The organism is Faecalitalea cylindroides ATCC 27803, from assembly GCF_000469305.1.
GTDB lineage: Bacteria > Bacillota_I > Bacilli_A > Erysipelotrichales > Erysipelotrichaceae > Faecalitalea > Faecalitalea cylindroides.
The window spans coordinates 20857-35203 of sequence record NZ_KI271030.1 but is presented as its reverse complement, the minus strand read 5'-3'; the positions used below and the strand labels follow the sequence as shown (position 1 = coordinate 35203).

General features: G+C 34.8%; 15 protein-coding genes. 11 read left to right on the top strand and 4 right to left on the bottom strand.

Annotated elements, in window-relative coordinates:
* The first annotated feature begins 67 nt into the window (after positions 1-67).
* The 5 genes from thrC to HMPREF0367_RS07590 are packed head-to-tail and all read left to right on the top strand — an operon-like array spanning position 68 to position 4079.
* Entirely contained in the window at positions 68-1537 is a 1470-nt protein-coding gene (gene thrC / locus HMPREF0367_RS07610) for a threonine synthase (protein ID WP_035402949.1), read from the top strand.
* Positions 1534-2403, top strand: coding sequence for a homoserine kinase (gene thrB, locus HMPREF0367_RS07605; RefSeq protein WP_051335220.1), 870 nt, complete (start codon positions 1534-1536; stop codon positions 2401-2403). The genes thrC and thrB overlap by 4 nt, the downstream gene beginning before the upstream one ends.
* Positions 2396-2830: an ACT domain-containing protein gene (locus HMPREF0367_RS07600; protein WP_022356528.1), complete on the top strand. Its 435-nt coding sequence runs from the start codon at positions 2396-2398 to the stop codon at positions 2828-2830. Before thrB ends, HMPREF0367_RS07600 begins: the two co-directional genes overlap by 8 nt.
* Positions 2830-3522, top strand: coding sequence for a TIGR01906 family membrane protein (locus HMPREF0367_RS07595; RefSeq protein WP_035402946.1), 693 nt, complete (start codon positions 2830-2832; stop codon positions 3520-3522). Before HMPREF0367_RS07600 ends, HMPREF0367_RS07595 begins: the two co-directional genes overlap by 1 nt.
* A complete protein-coding gene (locus tag HMPREF0367_RS07590) occupies positions 3519-4079 on the top strand; it encodes a Maf family protein (protein WP_035402943.1) in 561 nt (186 codons plus the stop codon). Before HMPREF0367_RS07595 ends, HMPREF0367_RS07590 begins: the two co-directional genes overlap by 4 nt.
* Here the strand turns inward: HMPREF0367_RS07590 and HMPREF0367_RS07585 are convergent.
* The 3 genes from HMPREF0367_RS07585 to HMPREF0367_RS07575 are packed head-to-tail and all read right to left on the bottom strand — an operon-like array spanning position 4076 to position 6584.
* On the bottom strand, positions 4076-4939 hold the full coding sequence (locus HMPREF0367_RS07585) for an aldose 1-epimerase family protein (protein ID WP_035402940.1): 864 nt from the start codon (positions 4937-4939) through the stop codon (positions 4076-4078). The two genes, HMPREF0367_RS07590 and HMPREF0367_RS07585, sit on opposite strands and share 4 nt — an antisense overlap.
* Before the next feature lie 3 nt (positions 4940-4942).
* On the bottom strand, positions 4943-5725 hold the full coding sequence (locus HMPREF0367_RS07580; protein ID WP_081683661.1) for a Cof-type HAD-IIB family hydrolase: 783 nt from the start codon (positions 5723-5725) through the stop codon (positions 4943-4945).
* Between the two features lie 25 nt (positions 5726-5750).
* Positions 5751-6584: an AraC family transcriptional regulator gene (locus tag HMPREF0367_RS07575; RefSeq protein ID WP_022356533.1), complete on the bottom strand. Its 834-nt coding sequence runs from the start codon at positions 6582-6584 to the stop codon at positions 5751-5753.
* A 178-nt stretch (positions 6585-6762) separates the two neighbouring features.
* Between HMPREF0367_RS07575 and HMPREF0367_RS07570 the strand changes: the two genes are divergently transcribed.
* The 6 genes from HMPREF0367_RS07570 (at position 6763) to gnpA (ending at position 13372) form a co-directional block, all read left to right on the top strand.
* Positions 6763-8091, top strand: coding sequence for a carbohydrate ABC transporter substrate-binding protein (locus HMPREF0367_RS07570; RefSeq protein WP_035402934.1), 1329 nt, complete (start codon positions 6763-6765; stop codon positions 8089-8091).
* Positions 8092-8168: 77 nt separating this feature from the next.
* Positions 8169-9050, top strand: a complete 882-nt coding sequence (locus tag HMPREF0367_RS07565; protein WP_022356535.1) for a carbohydrate ABC transporter permease — start codon at positions 8169-8171, stop codon at positions 9048-9050.
* Between the two features lie 11 nt (positions 9051-9061).
* The gene (locus HMPREF0367_RS07560; RefSeq protein WP_035402931.1) at positions 9062-9922 is read left to right on the top strand and encodes a carbohydrate ABC transporter permease; all 861 of its coding nucleotides are present in this window, start codon (positions 9062-9064) and stop codon (positions 9920-9922) included.
* Between the two features lie 12 nt (positions 9923-9934).
* Positions 9935-10108: a DUF6903 family protein gene (locus HMPREF0367_RS10575; protein ID WP_015536396.1), complete on the top strand. Its 174-nt coding sequence runs from the start codon at positions 9935-9937 to the stop codon at positions 10106-10108.
* 11 nt (positions 10109-10119) lie between these two features.
* Entirely contained in the window at positions 10120-11211 is a 1092-nt protein-coding gene (locus tag HMPREF0367_RS07555; protein ID WP_035402929.1) for an ABC transporter ATP-binding protein, read from the top strand.
* Between the two features lie 16 nt (positions 11212-11227).
* Positions 11228-13372, top strand: a complete 2145-nt coding sequence (gene gnpA / locus HMPREF0367_RS07550) for a 1,3-beta-galactosyl-N-acetylhexosamine phosphorylase (RefSeq protein WP_035402926.1) — start codon at positions 11228-11230, stop codon at positions 13370-13372.
* Positions 13373-13400: 28 nt separating this feature from the next.
* Here the strand turns inward: gnpA and HMPREF0367_RS10105 are convergent, their stop codons facing one another.
* On the bottom strand, positions 13401-14345 hold the full coding sequence (locus tag HMPREF0367_RS10105; protein ID WP_051335219.1) for an HNH endonuclease: 945 nt from the start codon (positions 14343-14345) through the stop codon (positions 13401-13403).
* Positions 14346-14347 lie beyond the last annotated feature (2 nt).

Here is a 14347-nt window from a genome sequence, read left to right as displayed (position 1 = left end):
AAAACACTTGTTTTTAAATTGTGAACATTGTATCATATGAGATATAGTTTTTCAAGGAGGGATTCCCATGAACAATTTCTATGTTTCAACACGAGATAAACAGGTTCATCTGAAATCAAAAGAAGCAATTTTAAAAGGAATCAGTGATGATGGTGGATTGTTTGTCTGGCCTGATTTAGCTGATGTAAAAATTGATTTAAATAGAGTTTGTCAAAATAATTATAAAGAAAATGCTGTTTACATTTTGAGCAAACTTCTACATGATTTTACAAAAGAAGAATTAGAACAATGTGTAAATAATGCATATACAGATACTTTTGCCTCTAAAGACATTACCCCAGTTCGTAAGGTAGGGGATATCTATGTTCTGGAATTGTTTCATGGTCCAACCAGTGCTTTTAAGGATGTTGCCTTGACTTTATTACCACAGCTTATGTCTGTAGCTCTTGAAAAAACAGATCAGAAAGCTTTGATCTTGACGGCTACAAGTGGCGATACTGGAAAAGCAGCGTTAAATGGATTTAAAGATGTAAAAAATATCGGAATCGAAGTTTTTTATCCAGATCAAAAAGTGAGCCAGATGCAATATCGCCAAATGGCAAGTCAGACGGGTAACAATTTAAAAGTGTTGGCAATCAAAGGAAACTTTGACGATGCCCAAAGTAAAGTCAAAGAATTGTTTTTGGATAAAGATCTAAATGAATTTGCCGCTGAGCATAATGTCATGTTAACGAGTGCAAATTCGATTAATATAGGACGACTTGTTCCTCAGATCGTTTATTATTTTGAAAGTTATAAATATCTTGCGAATCATGATGTCATTAAAATGAATGATCCGGTTTGCTTTAGTGTTCCTACGGGAAATTTTGGAGATGTTTTGGCTGGGTATTATGCGTATTTAATGGGATTGCCGGTAAAGAAATTCTATGTAGCCAGCAATGCTAATCATGTTTTAACAGATTTTTTAACAACCGGAATCTACGATCGTAACCGCGATTTTATTCAGACAATCTCACCTAGCATGGATATCTTGATTTCATCCAATCTAGAAAGATTGTTGTATTATATGTCAAATCAAGATACAGAATTTGTCAAACAATGTATGGATGATCTAAATCAAAAAGGAAAATATCAAATTCCAGCACAGATGTTGGAAAAAATACAATCTTTATTTGGCTGTGGTTATATTGATGATGAAGACACAAAACAAGTCATAAAAGAAACTTATGATTCCAATCGTGTGATCTTAGATCCACATTCTGCCATTGCGTATAAGGTTGCCAAAGATGCCTGTGAAGATGTGATCGTTTCTTTAGCAACGGCATCACCTTATAAATTTCCTCAGGATGTATTGGATGCCTTGGGTATAGGAAGTACTTCTGAATTTGATGCGATGAACAAACTTGCAGAAATCTGTAGCGATCCAATTCCTGGCAATCTAGCAGCTTTACAAACCTCTAAGATCATTCATAAAGATGTGATCTCTGTCAAAGAGATGGAAGAAAGTGTTAAAGATATGGTGGAGAAGTTCGTATGATTTGTGTAAAGGTACCGGCAACAAGTGCAAATTGTTGTGTTGGGTTTGATACTTTAGGGATGGCTTTGGATTGGTTTGCGACATTTTACTTTGAACCAAATCCAGAGTTTGTAATTGAAGGCTGCCCAGATGAATTTAAAAATGAAGACAATCTAGTAATCGTGGGATTTAAAAAAACTTGTGATTATATGAAGGTAGATATGCCTACCTTAAAATTAAAAATCGATACAGATATACCTTCATCAAGAGGACTTGGTTCGAGTTCAACTTGTATCGTTGCGGGTATCATGGCAGCGGATGCATGGTTTCACGGTCAATTAAACAAGATGGAGATGCTAAAAATCGCAACCGAGATCGAAGGACATCCAGATAATGTCGCACCGGCAATATTTGGACAAGCATGCACAAGCTTCATGGATGATGGAGATGTTCGCATGATGATGATTCCTTGTCAAAACTTTAAAGGTTTGGCCATGATTCCGGATTATCCGATTCAAACATCTGAAGCCAGAAAGGTTTTACCACAGACCATTGACTATAAAGATGCCGTTAAACAGGTTGGTTATGCGTTAAGTTTTGTTCAATGTTTATCCAGTGGAAATGAATTGATCTTTCCTAAGACATGCCACGATTTTCTTCATGAACCCTATCGTGGTAAACTCATCAAGGAATATGCTGAAATTCATGACTACTGTAAGAGCATTGATTTAGCTATGTGGATTTCAGGAAGTGGCAGTACGATGCTGGCCATGAGTTTAGATGAGAAAAAGCTGGACATGTTACAAGAATGGATTGTAAAATATTGTGGCATGTCTTATAAGAAGGTATCGATTTCTACGAAAGGAGCATATATAGAGTATGAGTAAGTTCTTTGTTGTTTCAAGTGATATTTTGCCTGAAGTTCTTGAAAAAGTTATAGAAGCAAGAACGTTACTGATATCAGGCAAAGCAAAACGCATCTCAGAAGCAGTTAAAGAAGTAGGGATTTCGCGAGGAACTTTCTATAAATATAAAGATGCAGTATTCTCATTTGATCAGGATCAATCACGCCGTAACGCTGTAGTTTCTATGATCATTAAAAATGAAAAGGGAGCTTTGTCAAAAGTCTTGTCTTTAGTATCGGTAAAACAGGTCAACGTTCTGGCAATCAATCAAACGATTCCAATTAATGGTATTCATAACTTATCACTGACTTTAGATATAACGGATCTAGAAATCAGTATTCAAGCTTTGTTGAAATTAATGGAAGCTATGCCAATGGTTGATAAGGCGGAATTGGTTGCGGTTGAATAATGAAATCATTCATTTCTTTTATTTGGGGTCTAATGTTTATTGTATGTGCTGCCGTTTTCAGCATTCAATCAATCGCGTTGGATCCTGATTTTTATACAACTCGTTATGAACAAATGGAATTGGCTAGTGATTTAAATGTTTCCAATCAAGATCTCAATGACAGCATTATAGTCTTATTGGATTATATTCAAGATGAAAGACAGGATATGGACATTACGATAACTCGCAATGGACAGGCTGTTGAAGCGTTTAACACAAAAGAAAAGACGCATATGGTAGATGTAAAAGCGCTATATCAAAATGCGATTACTGTGGGTATCGTTTGTTTTGTTTTTATGATTGGTATCCTGGTCTATTTTTTTGTAAAAGAAAAGAAGCTCATGATCAGCTATCTTAGCAAAGGGATGATCCAAGCTTCAATATGTTTAGGAATTGTATTGTTATTTTTTGGAATGTGGATCGCATATGATTTTACAGGCTTTTGGACTTGGTTTCATACTGTGTTCTTCTCTAATGATTTATGGCTGTTAGATCCACGTACTGATTTTATGATCTGTATGTTGCCTGAGATTATTTTTAATCAGCTGGTCATTAGTATTATCATCGAATTTGTTTTGATGGTTGCAATTGCATTAGCGTTTTCAATATATTATCAATTTAAAAAAGCACCGATAGGATTTGATCGAAAATGAATTTAATATTAGCCTCTAAATCGCCAAGAAGAAAAGAGATTCTTTCTAAACTAGGTTATACATTTTGCGTGATTCCGGCCTTAAAAGATGAAGTTTTTAAAGGTCAGGATATTGATGCAGCTTTGAAGAATGTAGCTCTTTCAAAAGTAAAGGAAGTATTTGAAAAACACAATAATGATTGTATTATTGGTGCTGATACGATCGTTGTTTATGATGGGCAAATTCTTCAAAAACCAGCTTCGAAAACAGAAGCGTTTAAAACTTTGAAAATGCTGTCTGGTAAAGTTCATGAAGTCAAAACAGCGGTAGCTTTATGTAGTCCAAATCATGAAGTGGTTGATGTCGTTACGACAAAAGTCTATTTTAAAGAGTTAAGTGATGATAGGATCAACGACTATGTAAATAAAGGAACTTGTATGGATAAGGCGGGTTCTTATGGAATTCAGGAAGTGGATTTTGTAGAGCGTATTGAAGGTTCTTATTCAAATGTTGTAGGATTTCCAAAATATAAAGTGCAAGAATTTTTAGAAAAAGAAAAAGACCACTTGGGTCTTTAGAATAGTTCAATTTGATAACTGAATTGTGTTTCTTCACCAGGTTTTAATATCATCGTACCTTCACGATGGTAGAAATCTGGTGTTTCTTTTTCAAAATCACTGTGTCCATACCAAGGTTCAATGCAGATGAAGTTGCTTGGTGTAGGATGTGTCCAAAGAGCCAGGTATGGGAATCCGGCGAAGTGAACACGTAGACGAGGTTCACCTTGATGGCTGAGTGTTACATAGGAACTCTTGTAATCTTTGTATACCAATGTAGCATAATGGTTAATATCTTCACGAGATAACTTCCATGAATTTAGTTGAACTTTCTTTTCTTTGATGTTTTCGTTAAAACTTGGATCAAAGACAAGCTGTGTAGCTTCTTCATTGAATTCAAAATCAATGGAATAGTCTTCAAATTTTTCATTCTTGTATTGAGGGACTCTAAAAGCAGGATGAAGTCCAAATGAATATGGCATATCTTCTTTTGAAGTGTTTTTGATCGTGTAGTCGATATGTAAAGTCTTGCCTTCAAGAGAGTAAGCAATTTCAAACACAAAATCAAAAGGGTACTGTTTTAAAGTTTCTTCATCAGAGCAGAATGTAAAAATCAATTTGTCTTCAAGTTGTTCCCCTTTAAATGTAGCATAACGGGCAAGGCCATGATTTTTCATCGTATATTGTTTTCCGTGAATTTCATAATACTTTGAATATGTACTACCGATGATAGGGAAAAGACTTGGGTTTCTTCCAGACCAGCCTTCATCTCCTTGATACATGATTTCAACATTATTTGTCTTGTCGAAAAAAGAAGTAATTTCTGCAGCTTCCGGGATTACTTCCAAACGACAAAACTCATTTTCTAATTTAAATGGCATATTTTAGACCTCCTTTACCAGCTTTTCTTTAACTAGATATGTATATATACCATCTTCATCGACCGAGTCAGTGATATGATCGGCGATTTCTTTTACTTTATCACAACCATTTTTCATTGCGATTCCAATGTCCGCTTGTTTGATCATTTCAATATCATTTTCTCCATCACCAAAGCAGATGATACGATCAAGTTCAAAATGGTGTTTGATTTTTTGGATCGCAGTCGCCTTATCTATGTTATTGGCTCGGATCTCAACACATTCTGGATAAAAAACGATGCCACAATCACGTGCTATTTGACAAATTTCTTCTTTTTGTTTATTTGTTTCATAACAAATCAGCACATTATAGGCAATATCATTTTCATAGGGCTTATAATCTGGTGTGTTTAAATATAAAGAAAACTCTAATTCATAAAAGGCTTGTTTGACTTTGGTGCCAAAATAATTTCCATCTTTTGTACTGTATCGATAAAGAAGATCGTTGTTAAGACAATATGTTTCGATTTCCTTCATCAAAGTAGGTGAGATAGGAGTGTCTTCAATGATTTGATTGTTTGTATCTAAGATGAGTGCGCCGCCATCTAAGATTTTGGCATCAAAAGGGAAATTATACATTTCTCGTGGCAAGTGGTCGAGTTCTCTTAAACAACGGCTGGTTGCTAAAAAGAGCATATCTTTTTGATCCTTTAATTGATATAGAGCTTGAAATGTTTTATGTGAAATTGTATGGAAGGCGTTGTTATAGAGTGTGCCATCCATATCAAAAAAATATCCTGTTGTCATGTTCTTATTGTATCAAATATAGATCTTAATTACTATGATCTTTTCGGTATTGAAGGGGAGAGATGCCTACAGATTTTTTGAATGCCTGAGCAAAATAAGATTGGCTTGTAAATCCGACAATATAAGAAATTTCAGAAATCTGTAAATTGGTCGTAGACAAGAGAATCTTAGCTTCGTGTATTCTTTTTTGGATCATATAACTAATAGGAGAAATACCTTTATATTGTTTAAAGGCATGAACGATGTGGTATTTATTTAAAAATGTGAGTTCACTTAATTTGTCTAATGTGATATCCTCTTTAAAGTGTGCGTCAATATATTTTTCGATAAAGACACAATCTTTATTCGCTTTATTGACAGGGGAGACTTCCAGTTTAATTTGAGCGCGACGCATTAAATTGATGATCAAGACTTCCAGAAGATTTTGACAAAGTGATTGATATTCAACATCTTTTGTTTTTACCTCAAGTAACATCGTTCTTAAGTAGAATAAGACCTCGTGTTTATATTCATAATAGTTTGCGATACTGCAGCCTTGTTCTTCATCCTGTTCTTTAGAAAAAAATGTAATCCCTTCGATTCCCATAACGATATATTCAAAATTGACATTTTCAATACCTCGTTCGGTATGTGAAACCAGCGGATTCACGATGACTAGATCATCTTCTTTTACTGGATAGGTTTTGTTGTCTAGACTAAAAAGACCATGACCTTTTGTTACATAAAAGATTTCGGTACATAAGTGTGTATGTAAAGTAGAATTCCACTCATGGTCGAAACTAGATTCAGTAATGTACAAAAGCTTTGGCCTTGTTTTATCAAAATTTAGTTGTTCAAGTTGAAATCGATGTGTGCTCATAATAAATCCCTTTTCTACATAATTATATATTGTTTTCTTTGATTTATCAATTTTGTTTAGAACAAACAAAATCGCAATATATATAAAATAAACAACTATATAATTATGATAAAGCGCTTACAAATTCGATATACTGAATTTGTCAAAAAGATTCATACGAATTTATAGGAGGTAGAGTATGAAAAAAATTATAACTGCTGGACTATCATTTGCGATGGCAGCATCTATGTTGGTAGGATGCTCAAGCGCACCAGCTGAAGATGCAGATTCTGGAGATAAACGAGTTCTTAAATTCGATTCATTCTCTGGAGGAAACGGAGAAGAAGTATTTACAAAATTAGCTGAAGCTTTCGAAGCTGCTAACCCAGATGTAGATGTTCAACTTCGTTTCGAAAAAGAATTGCCTGATGTATTGAACAAAGAAAATGCACAAGGTGAATATTCAGATGTTGTTTATTACAATTTAGGACAACCTTCTGGATACACAGAAACTCAGTTAAACACAAATGAAGTATTGGATATTTCCGACGTTATCGAAAATATTAATATTGATGAAGAATACGCAAATAGCCGTATTGTACAGTACTATGGTGATGGAAAATCTTACTTGTTGCCATTAAAGACAACTCCAGCTGGATTCTTCTATAACACAGAATTGATCGGAGAAGGGAAGAAATATGAACTTCCAACAACTTGGGATGAATTCTGGGCATTAGGTGATCAGGCTAGAGAAGATGGAATTGCATTGTTTACTTATCCAACAAATGGTTACTTTGATAATACATTAAATGCATTATTGAAAGAAGCTGGTGGTGAAGAATTCTTATTCAACGTTTTGAATTATGAACCAGATGTTTGGAATTCTGAAGAAGGAAAAACAGTTATCGATATCATTAGTAAATTAGTAAGCCCTGATTACTTGTATGCTGATACAGTATCTAATGCAAACGCTAAAGATGGTTTCACAATGAACCAGCAAGCAGTAATTGATGGAAAAGCATTGTTTATGCCAAATGGTGACTGGGTAGTTAACGAAATGGCTGATACTACTCCTGAAGACTTCCATTGGGGACTTCTTCCTTTACCAGCTCTTGAAGAAGGTGGAGAACGTTTCGTTGGTTCTATGACTGAACAAGTTTGGATCCCTGCTCAGGCTAAAAACGTTGATGATGCAAAAGCATTCTTAGAATTTATCTATTCTGATGAAGGTGTACAGATCATGGCTGAAAGTGGAAACATCGTTCCTACAACAGATATGATGGATCGTGTAGCAGCTATGGAAGATGGATATACAAAAGAATTCTTCTCTGTATACAATGAAGCAACTCCAGCATTCGGTGCATTTGCTCCATATAACACAGAAAATTTACCTGATTTTGACCGTGCGGCTACAGTATTCGGTTCAATTGATTCTTTAGCTACTGGTGAAATCACAGCAGATGAATATCAGAGCACATTGGCTGATGCTTGGGTAAAATTATCAGAAAATAAATTAAATGCAGAATAATTAAACATTAAAATAGTTACAAATCGAAGCGATGAGCAAATTATTGCTCGTCGCTTTTTAAAGATTGGAGGTAAATTATGAATAAAAAGAAAGCACAAAGTCGTTTCGTATTTGCTTGTCTAGCACCGGCAGTTATCTTAGTATTCATTTTTATGGTCATTCCGACGATTGATGTATTTAAGACCGCATTCTTTAAAAAGAGCAATTTTGTCAGTGAAGCAACATTTGCCGGATTCTTTAACTTCAAAGTTCTTTTTAACGATATGCGATTTATCGAGGCTATGCAAAATACAATTCTTTATGTCGTATTGATCACGATCATAACATTGATATTGGCGGTTTTATTTGCAACCTTGTTAACACGTGAAAATTTTGTTGGAAAGAATTTCTTCCGTGTTATTTTCTATATTCCAAATATTTTGAGTATTGTTGTTATTGCAGGTATCTTTTCAGCCATCTATCAGCCTACAAATGGTATCTTGAATACATTCCTTGGTATGATTGGACTTGATTTCTTGCAGCAACAATGGATGGGTAATCCGGATATTATTAACTATTCAATTATTGCTGCTTTAATATGGCAGGCGATTGGTTATTATATGGTTATGTATATGTCAAGTATGACAAGTATTCCAGAAAACCTATATGAAGCAGCAAGCCTTGAAGGAGCAGGTAAAGTAAAACAGTTCTTTATGATCACTTTACCATTGATCTGGGATAATATTCGTACTACTTTGACATTCTTCGTTATTTCTACGATCAACTTATCATTCATGTTTGTACAGTTGACAAGTGAAGGTAATTTAGGTAGTGAAGTTGCCTTGAACTATATGTACAACAATGCATTTGCCGGTAAATATGGATTCGGTATGGCAATTGGTGTATGTATCTTCGTCTTCTCATTTGCTTTGTCAGCTATCATAAATAAGGTAACTGAACGTGAAGTTCTACAGTACTAGGAGGTTGGTTTATGAAAAAACGTAATTTTCCTATATATAAGATCTTTGTTTATGTAGCCTTGATCACATTGGCTATTTCAATCATTGTACCAATCGCATGGGTATTCTTGGCATCTTTGAAATCACAGTTGGAACTGGTTAGTGGAAATCCTTTTGATCTTCCTGCACAGATGTTATGGTCTAACTTTGCCGATGCCTTTGTAAAGGCAAGAATGGGTGATTACTTATTGAATACGGTAATCGTAACAGCTTTATCATTAGTTATTTTATTAGTTGTTGCTCTTCCTGCTTCCTATGTTTTGGCACGATTTGATTTTGTGGGCAAAAAATTCTTTAATGGATTGTTCATGGCAGGATTATTTGTTAATGTTAACTATATCGTATTACCAATTTTCTTGATGTTATTTAATGCGGATATTGCTCTTGGATTTGATTTCTTCTTGAACAATAAATTCTGGCTATCTGTTGTTTATGCAGCAACAGCTTTACCATTTACAATTTATTTGTTAACAGGATATTTTAAAACGTTGCCTAAAGCGTATGAAGAAGCTGCGCGAATTGATGGTTGTGGTTATTTCAAGACTATGTTAAAAATCATGATTCCAATGGCAAGACCAAGTATCATCACAGTTATCTTGTTCCAGTTTTTAGCATTCTGGAATGAATATGTTATCGCCTTTACTTTTATGGATAAAGAAAATGCAACATTGGCTGTTGGTGTTAAATACTTGATGGCAGATGCAAAATCACAGGCAAACTTTGGCGTTATGTATGCTGGTTTGGTAATCGTAATGATTCCAACATTGATTCTTTATATTTGTGTTCAAAAGAAGATCACTCAGGGTATGAGCATTGGTGGAATGAAAGAATAAGAGGTGTTTTTTATGAGAGATGACAATAAAGTAATGAACATAATTATGATCATTCTATTCTTTGTGTTTTTAGGATTGATCATCTGGGCACAGAAAACAGTAAGTGTTACCAATTTGATGATTGAAATCGTTGGCTTAATTGGTTTACTTACATTATTGTTCTTGTACAATAAAAAGCATAAATAGGAGGAAAGATTATGGCAGAGTTATCATTGCAGCATGTAGATAAAATATATGACAACAATGTCCAAGCTGTATTTGACTTTAATTTAGAAGTAAAAGATAAAGAATTTATTGTGTTTGTAGGACCTAGTGGTTGTGGTAAATCGACTACGCTACGTATGATTGCTGGATTGGAAGAAATTACTGCAGGTGATTTCTATATTGATGGTAAACGCATGAATGATGTTGAACCAAAAGATCGTGATATTGCGATGGTTTTCCAGTCCTATGCTTTATATCCTCATATGAGCGTTTATGAAAATATGGCATTTGGTTTGAAACTTCGTAAATTCAGTAAAGAAGAAATTGATAAACGAGTTCATGAAGCGGCACGTATCTTGGAAATTGAACAATATTTAGATCGTAAGCCAAAAGCTTTGTCTGGTGGACAAAGACAACGCGTTGCCCTGGGACGTGCTATTGTTCGTAACGCAAAGGTATTCTTGATGGATGAACCTTTATCTAACTTGGATGCAAAATTACGTGTACAGATGCGTTCTGAAATTATCAAACTTCACGAAAGAATTGGTGCAACTACCATTTATGTAACACATGATCAGACAGAAGCTATGACAATGGCGGATCGTATCGTTGTCATGAAAGGTGGCTATATCCAACAGATAGGTACACCAAAAGAAATTTATAATAATCCAGCAAACTTGTTTGTAGCCGGATTCTTAGGAGCACCAGCTACAAACTTTATCAAAGGTGTTTACAATAATGGAATCTTCAATATTGATGATATGAAAATTGAAATTCCGCAAATGTTCAAAGACAAACTTTCTGCATTTGAAGGAAAAGAAATTATCTTGGGTATTCGTCCAGAAGATTTGCATGGTGAAGGTATTGTAGCTGATACATATCCAACTGCTCATTTTGATTTTGAAATTGAAGTAGCTGAATTATTAGGACATGAATATATCTTACATGGTTCATTAAAAGGGCAGGATATGTGTGCAAAAGTTAATTCACGTTTAGAACCAGCAGCACATACAAGAATTAAATTAACAATGGATTTATCTAAAGTGCATTTCTTTGATCCAGAAACGGAAAACAGAATTGATTAGTTTAGGAGATAATAAGATGATTGAAAAAGGCCGAGTAACCGTACCGACAGATGTTGATGTGATTGATGCGACCATAGAAATCATTAATCGATGGAAAGCGGATGCGATCCGAGATTGTGATGGAACCGATATGCCAGACGAACTACGTAAAATGGATATCAAACAATACGCAACATACTACACGACAAGAAAAGATAATGAATGGGCAAAAGCAAATCCTGATGAAATACAACAAATGTATTTGATGAGTGATTTTGTAACAGCTCGCTCAAATGAACTTAGAATTAAAATCATGGAGCACTTTTATAAGGATCAGCTTAAGCCAAACACAAAAGATAATCACAGATGGTGGGAAATTATTGACCGTACAACAGATGAAGTGATGACCAACTGGGATTATGATGAAGAAACAATGGAAGTTATCATCCATGATGCTATCCCTTATCATGCTTATACTGTAAGCTTTTTGGCTTTTGTGATCTGGGATCCTGTGCATATGTATAATGCGATCACAAATGACTGGAAAGATGAAGAACATCAGATGACATATGATGTTAGACAGCCAAAAACCCAAAAGTATGTACTGGATAAATTTAGAAAATTCTGTCAGGAACGCAATGATGTAAATGTGGTTCGCTTTACAACATTTTTCCATCAGTTTACGTTGCAGTTTGATGAATTTGCACGTGAAAAATTTGTCGACTGGTTTGGATACAGTGCTTCTGTTTCACCATATATCTTGGAACAATTTGAAAAAGAAGTAGGATATCCATTTAGACCAGAATATATCATTAACAAGGGATTCAACAATTCTACTTTCTGTGTTCCTACAAAAGAGTATCGTGATTTTATGGATTTCCAGCAGCGTGAGGTTTGTAAGCTAGCTAAAAAATTCGTTGATATTTGTCATGAATACGGAAAAGAAGCTATGATGTTTTTAGGAGATCATTGGATTGGGACTGAACCATATGGTAAATATTTTGAATCTATTGGCTTGGATGCTGTTGTTGGTTCGGTTGGTTCTGGAACGACCCTTCGTATGATCTCAGATATAAAAGGGGTAAAATATACCGAAGGAAGATTCTTGCCATACTTTTTCCCAGATGTCTTCCATGAAAACGGCGATCCATTAAAAGAAGCTAAGATCAACTGGGTAACCGCACGAAGAGCCATCCTGCGTAGTCCAGTAGATCGTATTGGGTATGGAGGATACTTAAAGCTAGCCTTGGATTTCCCTGAATTTATTGACTATATCGAAAAGGTTTGTGATGAATTCAGAACTTTGTATTCTCATGTAAATCAACAAGTGCCACATAACTTATTAAAAGTAGCGGTGATCAATAGCTGGGGTGAGTTACGTCGCTGGGGAACACACTTAGTTCATCATGCCATCTGGTATAAACAGATTTATTCATATACAGGGGTAATGGAAGCTTTGAGTGGATATCCGTTTGATGTACGTTTTATCAGTTTTGATGAAATTCGTGAAGATGCTTCGATCTTGGATGATGTTGATGTAGTCTTGAATATTGGTTCTGCTTATACAAGTTTTAGCGGTGGAATCGAATTTGATGAAGCGATTATTACAGCATTACGTCGTTATGTTGATCAAGGCGGAGGCTTTATTGGAGTTGGTGAACCAACTGCCATCAGCAAAAATGGTAAATTCTTTACTCTTTATGATGTCTTAGGAGTCGATAAGGAATTGGGCTTCACAATGCATACAGATAAATACAATTGGGAAGCAGAAGAAAACCACTTCATTACAGAACAATTAGAACATGAGGACTGGGGGGAATGCATTAATGATGTATATGCATTGCCAGACACAAAGATTCTTTCTCAAAAAAATCTTCATGTAAATTTAGCGGTCAATGAATATGGTAAAGGCCGTGGTGTCTATATCAATGGACTTCCATTCAGCTTTGAAAACGCAAGACTTCTATATCGAGCAATCTTCTATGCTGCTCATAAAGAAGATCAGATGAAACGTTGGTATTCAGATAACTACAATGTGGATGTAAACGTATATCCATCTACAAACAGTTTCTGTGTCGTAAATAATACTTATGAGCCACAGAAAACGACCATCTATAAAGGAGATGGTTCAAACTTTGAAGTTGAATTGGATGAATGCGATATTCAATGGTTTGAAATGTAAAAAAAAGAGATGAGTTAATTTGATTAGCTCATCTTTTTAGTATGTTTTCACGATGGTATTTTAAAAATTTTCGACGATTCTTTGTCATATAAATAGGATCCAGTTGTGTATCAAAATTAAAGTGTTCTAAGTGTGGATCTTTTTCTATCAAAGCTTTGGAAATGATGATTGTACCATCATCGTTAAAACTTATATATCCTTGATCAAACAAAAAATCATGGTTGCGACATAACAGAAGTCCATTATCATGTGTTGCCGTTTCATAAATATGTGCACAATCGCGAAATGGTTTAATATGAGATGCAATCAAAAGCTGAGGCACTTTTATATGACATATTGGACAGGCATGATCAAATTCATGCATCTGTGTATCTTTAAAGAAGCTTTGAAGATCTTTTGTGGCTTCTCTAGAGACTGGGATGCCTCTTTGAGGCAGTCGTTCTAAAATAAAGTCTTGATTATCAAAGTTGATCATTTTACGATTTTGATTACGATATTCCAAATTTGATTTTCGTTTAATGATTGATTCAGTATAAATAATATTAAGTGTTTCAGAAACAATATCCTGATCAATTTCATTTTCAATTTGTTTTGCCATAGTACAAAGTTCTTTGCGAATATTTTCGTTTTCATCATAAAATGTGGTCAGTTTCAAGAAACTTTTCATAGGATCTTCATTCAGATCCAGATTGCTTCTTAGAGCTATTTCATAAGCAGCTAAAGCTTCTACATCTGAGTTAGGGTTTGCTTTTGAGAAGATGACTGTTGAAGGAAACATGTCCAAAGTGGTATCCAGCCATTCAAGAGCGTGGATTTTTTGCAGAAGGTGAATTACCTTGATGACATCCCCTTCACTCATGGAAGGATCTTGTCGTTTGATTTCTCTTACAGTTTGAGAAACTAAATCATGATCATCGTCTAAAGAAAACTCGTTTAAATAGATAATTGTTTGTTTTAAAAGGTGTTTATTCATAT

What these genes read in the sequence shown, in the direction of transcription:
- thrC (WP_035402949.1), top strand. Translation starts at nt 68, where the DNA reads ATGAACAATTTCTATGTTTCAACACGAGATAAACAGGTTCATCTGAAA.
- thrB (WP_051335220.1), top strand. Translation starts at nt 1,534, where the DNA reads ATGATTTGTGTAAAGGTACCGGCAACAAGTGCAAATTGTTGTGTTGGG.
- HMPREF0367_RS07600 (WP_022356528.1), top strand. Translation starts at nt 2,396, where the DNA reads ATGAGTAAGTTCTTTGTTGTTTCAAGTGATATTTTGCCTGAAGTTCTT.
- HMPREF0367_RS07595 (WP_035402946.1), top strand. Translation starts at nt 2,830, where the DNA reads ATGAAATCATTCATTTCTTTTATTTGGGGTCTAATGTTTATTGTATGT.
- HMPREF0367_RS07590 (WP_035402943.1), top strand. Translation starts at nt 3,519, where the DNA reads ATGAATTTAATATTAGCCTCTAAATCGCCAAGAAGAAAAGAGATTCTT.
- HMPREF0367_RS07585 (WP_035402940.1), bottom strand. Translation starts at nt 4,939, where the DNA reads ATGCCATTTAAATTAGAAAATGAGTTTTGTCGTTTGGAAGTAATCCCG.
- HMPREF0367_RS07580 (WP_081683661.1), bottom strand. Translation starts at nt 5,725, where the DNA reads ATGACAACAGGATATTTTTTTGATATGGATGGCACACTCTATAACAAC.
- HMPREF0367_RS07575 (WP_022356533.1), bottom strand. Translation starts at nt 6,584, where the DNA reads ATGAGCACACATCGATTTCAACTTGAACAACTAAATTTTGATAAAACA.
- HMPREF0367_RS07570 (WP_035402934.1), top strand. Translation starts at nt 6,763, where the DNA reads ATGAAAAAAATTATAACTGCTGGACTATCATTTGCGATGGCAGCATCT.
- HMPREF0367_RS07565 (WP_022356535.1), top strand. Translation starts at nt 8,169, where the DNA reads ATGAATAAAAAGAAAGCACAAAGTCGTTTCGTATTTGCTTGTCTAGCA.
- HMPREF0367_RS07560 (WP_035402931.1), top strand. Translation starts at nt 9,062, where the DNA reads ATGAAAAAACGTAATTTTCCTATATATAAGATCTTTGTTTATGTAGCC.
- HMPREF0367_RS10575 (WP_015536396.1), top strand. Translation starts at nt 9,935, where the DNA reads ATGAGAGATGACAATAAAGTAATGAACATAATTATGATCATTCTATTC.
- HMPREF0367_RS07555 (WP_035402929.1), top strand. Translation starts at nt 10,120, where the DNA reads ATGGCAGAGTTATCATTGCAGCATGTAGATAAAATATATGACAACAAT.
- gnpA (WP_035402926.1), top strand. Translation starts at nt 11,228, where the DNA reads ATGATTGAAAAAGGCCGAGTAACCGTACCGACAGATGTTGATGTGATT.
- HMPREF0367_RS10105 (WP_051335219.1), bottom strand. Translation starts at nt 14,345, where the DNA reads ATGAATAAACACCTTTTAAAACAAACAATTATCTATTTAAACGAGTTT.